The sequence below is a fragment of the Micromonospora sp. NPDC049799 genome (assembly GCF_040656655.1).
Lineage (GTDB): Bacteria > Actinomycetota > Actinomycetes > Mycobacteriales > Micromonosporaceae > Micromonospora.
The window spans coordinates 1-5,796 of sequence record NZ_JBFAMU010000319.1 but is presented as its reverse complement, the minus strand read 5'-3'; the positions used below and the strand labels follow the sequence as shown (position 1 = coordinate 5,796).

The following is a 5,796-nucleotide window of genomic DNA, read 5'->3' as shown; positions in this document are numbered from 1 at the left end:
ACGCAGTTCGGCCGCCGGTACCGCCGACGCGGCACCGGCCGCCGGTCTCAGCGGAGGTCGAGCAGATCGACCACGAAGACCAGGGTCTCGCCGGGCTTGATCACGCCGCCCGCGCCCCGGTCGCCGTAGCCGAGGTGCGGCGGGATGGTGAGCTTGCGACGGCCGCCCACGCGCATCCCAACCACGCCCTGGTCCCAGCCGGCGATGACCTGTCCGCCGCCGAGCGGGAACTCGAACGTGTCGCCCCGGTTCCAGGAGGCGTCGAACTCCCGCCCGGTGGAGTGCGACACCCCGACGTAGTGGACGCTGACCAGCTGACCCGCCTGGGCCTCGGGGCCCTCGCCGACGGTGATGTCCTCGATCACGAGGTCCGCGGGCGGTGCGCCCTCGATCGGGCCCACCTCGGGCTTGCCCGAGCGGGCGCCTGCTGCCTGGTTCATTCGGGAGTCTCCTGCCGTTTCGATCCGGTTGTCCGGTCACCGGTGATCCTGCCGGATCGTGGCCGGCCGATGGCGGCCGGTCCGGCGAACCGGCTCCGACGGCCGGTCCTGTCACGGCACGGATCAGCGGGCGTCACCGGTGGTGACGCCCGCTGGAGGTGGTGCCGGATCTTCTCAGCGCAGCCAGGGGAACCGCTGGACGAGGGGGAGCTTGGCCCAGGTCCGGCCGAGGCCGAGGGTGGCACCCGCGTTGACCAGCACGAGGCCGGCCAGCAGGGCGGCGTTGATGAGGTGGTCGTCCAGGAACAGGTTGTTCTCGGGGGGCAGGACGACGGTCCACATCAGCACGTAGAGCAGGCCACCGGCGACGGCGGCGACGCGCATCCCGATGCCGAGGAGCAGCGCCACACCGATGCCCGCCAGACCGATCATGAACAGCCAGTCGGCCCACGCGGCGCCGGCGATGCCGTTGTAGAAGTCCTTGAACGGGCCGGCGGCGCCGAAGGTCAGGAACCCCTTGGTCGGGCTGCCGCCGTTGAGCCAGGCGTTCTTCGCCTCGGTGGCGTGTCCCAGGCCGAAGGCCTTGTCCAGGAACGCCCAGAGGAAGGTCCAGCCGAGGGCGATCCTGATCCCGGCGAAGACGTACCGGGTGGCGCGCTCCCGGGTGGTCTCGGCCGCCGGAGCGATGGTGGCGGCGGTGTTCCGCTCAGTCGTCGCGGTCATTGTCTCCACGTCCCTTCTGGTTCCGCACCGCGCTTCCCGGTGGCATCTCCATTGGACGCCTGCGGGCGCCCCGTCAGCAGGGCCGACCGGGCCCCGACCGACCGGGTCCTTGGACCCCTCGTCGACCGGTCCGTATGGCCCCGCCGGTCCGGTCCCGCGCCCCTGCCGCCCCGGCGTCCGTGGTCCGTAGCGTCCCTGGTGAGACCATCTAGGAGGTCGTGATGAGGACGTGGCAGGTCGGTGACGTGATGACGCGGGACGTCGCGACGGTGTGGCAGGAGACCCCGTACCGGGAGATCGTCGACGCGTTGGTGCGGCGGGGCATCAGCGGCGTACCGGTGGTGGACGGGTTCCGCCGGGTGCTCGGCGTGGTGTCGGAGTCGGATCTTCTGCACAAGATCGAGCGGGCCGGGCAGCCGGAGCAGCGACGGGTCTTCGAGGGGCGGCGGCACCGTACCGCCCGGGAGAAGGCCGACGCGCTGCTGGCCCGGGACCTGATGACCGCGCCGCCGGTGACCACGTGGCCGGAGGCGACGATCACGTCCGCCGCCCGGCAGATGGACCGGGAGGCGGTCAAGCGCCTGCCGGTGCTGGACGACCTCGGTCGGCTGGTCGGCATCGTCACCCGCGGCGACCTCCTGCGGGTGCACCTGCGGACCGACGCGGAGATCCGGGAGGACGTGGTCCAGGAGGTCCTGCGTCGGGTGCTCGCCGTGCGGGACGGCCTGGTGACCGTGCAGGTCTGCGACGGTGAGGTGGTCCTCGACGGCCGGCTGGACCGGCGCAGCGCGAGTGAGCTGGCCGCCCGGCTCGCCGGTCAGGTCAGCGGCGTCGTGCGGGTGACCAGCACCATCGCGTACGACGTCGACGACAGGGACCTGCTCGAGATGGCACCGGGACAGGTCACTCCGGTGGCCTGAGCGTTTCCGGCCGGCCCCGGCGACTTCGGCAGAGCGCCGTCGAGGGGCGTACGGCTCGCCTAGGCTCGGCGCGTACGGGGGTGCAGAGCGGAAGGTCGCCGTGGCGGGCGTGGACGCCGCCTGTCCGGGCACGGATGCGGAGGACGCCGGTGGACGAGGCGACGTTCGCCGTGCCGCTCTGGGCCTGGGCGGCGGTCGGCGCGGTCATCGCCGTCATGCTCGCGGTCGACATGCTCTCCCACCGCGACAACCACGTCATCGAAATGCGCGAGGCGGTGATCTGGAGCGTCGTCTGGATCACCGCCGGGCTGGCGTTCGGCCTGCTCGTGTGGGCCTGGCGGGGCCCCGAACCGGCGGTCGCGTACTACTCCGGCTACCTGCTGGAGAAGGCGCTCTCGGTCGACAACGTCTTCGTCTTCGCGCTGCTGTTCGGCTACTTCCGGGTGCCCGACGAGTTCCAGCACAAGGTGCTCTTCTGGGGCGTGGTCGGCGCGCTGGCCTTCCGGCTGGTCTTCATCGTCACCGGTGCGGAGCTGCTGGAGCGGCTGGCCTGGGCGGGTGTCGTGCTTGGCGCCTTCCTGGTCTGGACCGGGTGGCGGCTGGCCGTCCGCGGCAAGCCGGACGTGGACCCGGAACGCAACGTCGCGGTACGCCTGTTCCGCCGTTTCGTGCCGACCGAGCCGCGGTACCACGGCGACCGGTTCGTCGTCCGGGTGGCGGGTCGCCGCCGCGCCACGCTGCTGCTGGTGGCGCTGGTGGCGATCGAGGCGACCGACATCGTCTTCGCGGTCGACTCGGTGGCGGCGATCCTCGCGATCACCGGCAACACGTTCCTGGTGTGGACGGCGACCGCGTTCGCGGTGCTCGGGCTGCGGAGCCTGTACTTCTGCCTCGCCGGGCTGCTGCGGCACTTCGGTTACCTGCGCTACGGACTGGCGTTGCTGCTCGCGTTCGCCGGGCTCAAGCTGATCCTGGCCGAGACGCCGGTGGGCAAGGTGCCGGTCTGGCTCACCCTCGCGGTGGTGGTGGTCACCCTGTCGGTGTCGATCGGGTGGAGCGTGGTGGCCGCGCGCCGCGAGCGCCAGCGGGCCGGCAGGGCTGATCCGGCGTGACCCTCGCGTGGGGGAGGTCAGCCGCCGGGGTGCGTGACCGGCGCGGCGAGCTGCGCGGCCAGCAGCGCGGGCGCCTCGGCGAGTGACGGGCCGTACCAGGTGAGGTGCCGCCCGGAGAGCAGGGCGCACGGGGTGCCGGGGAACGCCTCGGGCCCGTCGGTGGCGGTGAACAGGTACGGCTCGTCCGGCAGGACCACCAGGTCCGGTGCCTGTCCACGCAGCTCGTCCAGGTCCGGTCGGGGATAGCGGTCGGCGTGTTCGGCGTACACGTTGACCACGCCGAGCCGGCGCAGCAGGTCACCGGCGAACGTGTCGCCGCCGAGCACGATCCAGGGGCGCCGCCACACCGGCACCACCGCACGACGCGGCGACAGCGCGGGTGGCGCGGCCCAGGCCCGTCGGGCCGCGACCAGCCACTCCGGCTCGGCCGGGGCGCCGAGGTCACGGAGCAGGTCGCCGAGTTCGGTGAGCGCCCCGTCCACCGTCCGGGGATAGGTCACCCGCACCGGTACGCCGGCCGCGGCGAGCGCGTCGGCGTCGGCGCGGCGGTTCTCCTCGACGTTGAGCAGGACGAGGTCGGGCCGGAGCGCGCGGACGGCGTCCAGGTCCGGGTACTTGGTCCCGCCGACCCGTGCCACCTCCAGCCCCGCCGGGTGCGTGCACCAGTCGGTCGCGCCCACCAGCAGGCCGGGCAGGGTCACGGCCACCGCCTCGGTCAGCGACGGCACCAGGGAGACCACCCGCATCCGTCGTACCCCCTCCCGCGCGTCGGGCCGCGACGTCGGCGCGCGGCCCGCGCGTACGCCGAATCATGCCCGGCTCGCATGGCCGTCAACGCCGCGGGCCGGGAGAATGGCCGGATGCCCCGCGACCTGACTGCCGTGCCGCCCACCCGGTCCGTACCCGACTACGGCGTGTCCCCGGCGGTGGCGCTGCCCCGCGTCCGGGCCTTCGCCGACGCGCTGGTGCTGCGCCGCACGGTGCGCGACTTCAGCGACCGGCCGATACCGGACGGTGTGCTGCGGGAGGCGCTCCGAGCCGCCGCGAGCGCCCCCAGCGGGGCGAACCGGCAGCCCTGGCGGTTCGTCGTGGTCACCGACGCGGACCTCAAGCGGCGGCTGCGCGTCGCCGCCGAGGCCGAGGAGCAGGTGTTCTACGAGCGGCGCGCGCCGGAGGAGTGGCTGGCGGCGCTGGCTCCGCTGGGCACCGACGCCAGCAAGCCGTTCCTGGAGACCGCTCCGGCGGTGATCGTGGTGTTCGAGGTGCACCGGGGGCCCCGCAGCCCGCGCCCCTACTACGTCAAGGAGTCGGTGGGCATCGCGGTGGGCTTCCTGCTCGCCGCGCTGCACCAGGCCGGCCTGGCGACGCTGACGCACACGCCGAGCCCGTTGCGGTTCCTCAACGAGCTGCTGGACCGCCCGCCGGAGGAGCGGGGCAACCTCATCATCCCGGTCGGGTACCCGGCCGACGGGGCGCGGGTGCCGGACATCGACCGCAAGCCCCTGGACGAGGTCGCGGTCTGGCGTTGAGCGTCGCCGGGGTCGGTTGCGGTCCCCTCTTGCGGGCCTTCTACAACGTTGTAATACTCGGCTCACCGCCACCCCCTGGGAGGTCCGATGAGGTCCGACGTCCGCACCCCGCAGCCCGCCGACGCAGACGAGGAGATCCCGGTCGAGGCGCTCGGCGACCTCTACCGCGACGGGATCACCGCCTGCCGGGGGGCCTTCCCCGTCGAGTGGGTCGAGCGGGTGGGTGAGGACATCGACGCCGCGTTCCGCGAGGCCCGCGCGCGCCCGGACGGCGCGGTCGGGCGTGGCCCGCAGCGGCGGTACGTGGAGATCCACCCGGAGCAGCTGCGGGGCTTCGTCGACCTGGTCACCCACCCGTGGGTGGTCGCGGTCTGCCGGGCCGTGCTCGGCGACGAGTACGAGATCGTCGAGCTGGGTTTCGACATCCCGTTCCCCGGCGCGGCCATGCAGCCCTGGCACCGCGACTTCCCGATGCCGCCCGACACCCGCCGGCAGCGGCGGCTGACCTCCCTCGCCTTCAACCTGACCACCGTGGACACCGTGGAGGAGATGGGGCCGTTCGAGATCGCGCCCGGCACCCAGTGGGACGCCGGCGACGACTTCGACCACGGCATGTTCCCCCCGAAGGAGCGCTACCCGCGGTACGCCGGCCGGGCGGTGCGGAAGTACCCCCGACGCGGCGACATCTCCGCCCGCTCGGCGCTGACCGTCCACCGGGGGACACCCAACGTCTCCACGCTGGCCCGCCCGGTGCTGGTGCTCGGTGTGGACGCACCCGGCGCGGGCAACGCCGCGCACCACGACATGGCCGTCACCCGGGGCTACTGGGAGAACCTGCCCGCCTCGGTGCGCGCGCACCTGCCCTGCCCGGTGGTCGACACGCTGACGCCGATCCGGCAGAAGCACACCATCGAGGGCCTGGTGATGGGCGCGGAGTGAGCCGACGGCCGTAGCCGACGCCGCCGCGAGGGGCCGGCCGGATCAGCCGACGAAGACGCGCTCCGGCGCCACCGTGGCCACCGGCACGCCCTCGCCGACAGCCCACTCCAGGGCGTGCCGGACCGCCGGCACC

At 73.5% G+C, this 5,796-nt stretch carries 7 protein-coding genes; 4 read left to right on the top strand and 3 right to left on the bottom strand.

Going from position 1 to position 5,796, the window contains the following annotated elements; translation table 11 throughout:
* Positions 1–47 precede the first annotated feature (47 nt).
* Positions 48–440: an FKBP-type peptidyl-prolyl cis-trans isomerase gene (locus AB0I76_RS20985; protein ID WP_357037939.1), complete on the bottom strand. Its 393-nt coding sequence runs from the start codon at positions 438–440 to the stop codon at positions 48–50.
* 174 nt (positions 441–614) lie between these two features.
* A complete protein-coding gene (locus AB0I76_RS20980) occupies positions 615–1,172 on the bottom strand; it encodes a hypothetical protein (protein WP_357037936.1) in 558 nt (185 codons plus the stop codon).
* A gap of 212 nt (positions 1,173–1,384) precedes the next feature.
* Between AB0I76_RS20980 and AB0I76_RS20975 the strand changes: the two genes are divergently transcribed.
* Both AB0I76_RS20975 and AB0I76_RS20970 read left to right on the top strand, forming a co-directional pair.
* Positions 1,385–2,083 carry a CBS domain-containing protein gene (locus AB0I76_RS20975; RefSeq protein ID WP_357037933.1) on the top strand — a complete coding sequence of 233 codons (699 nt, stop codon included), beginning with the start codon at positions 1,385–1,387 and terminating at the stop codon, positions 2,081–2,083.
* Between the two features lie 170 nt (positions 2,084–2,253).
* Positions 2,254–3,195, top strand: a complete 942-nt coding sequence (locus tag AB0I76_RS20970) for a TerC family protein (RefSeq protein ID WP_357037941.1) — start codon at positions 2,254–2,256, stop codon at positions 3,193–3,195.
* A gap of 17 nt (positions 3,196–3,212) precedes the next feature.
* Here the strand turns inward: AB0I76_RS20970 and AB0I76_RS20965 are convergent, their stop codons facing one another.
* On the bottom strand, positions 3,213–3,941 hold the full coding sequence (locus AB0I76_RS20965; protein WP_357037930.1) for a helical backbone metal receptor: 729 nt from the start codon (positions 3,939–3,941) through the stop codon (positions 3,213–3,215).
* Positions 3,942–4,055: 114 nt separating this feature from the next.
* Here AB0I76_RS20965 and AB0I76_RS20960 point away from each other — a divergent pair, with 114 nt between their 5' ends.
* Both AB0I76_RS20960 and AB0I76_RS20955 read left to right on the top strand, forming a co-directional pair.
* Entirely contained in the window at positions 4,056–4,724 is a 669-nt protein-coding gene (locus AB0I76_RS20960) for a nitroreductase family protein (RefSeq protein WP_357037927.1), read from the top strand.
* 87 nt (positions 4,725–4,811) lie between these two features.
* Positions 4,812–5,663, top strand: coding sequence for a phytanoyl-CoA dioxygenase family protein (locus AB0I76_RS20955; RefSeq protein WP_357037924.1), 852 nt, complete (start codon positions 4,812–4,814; stop codon positions 5,661–5,663).
* The last annotated feature ends 133 nt before the right edge of the window (positions 5,664–5,796 follow it).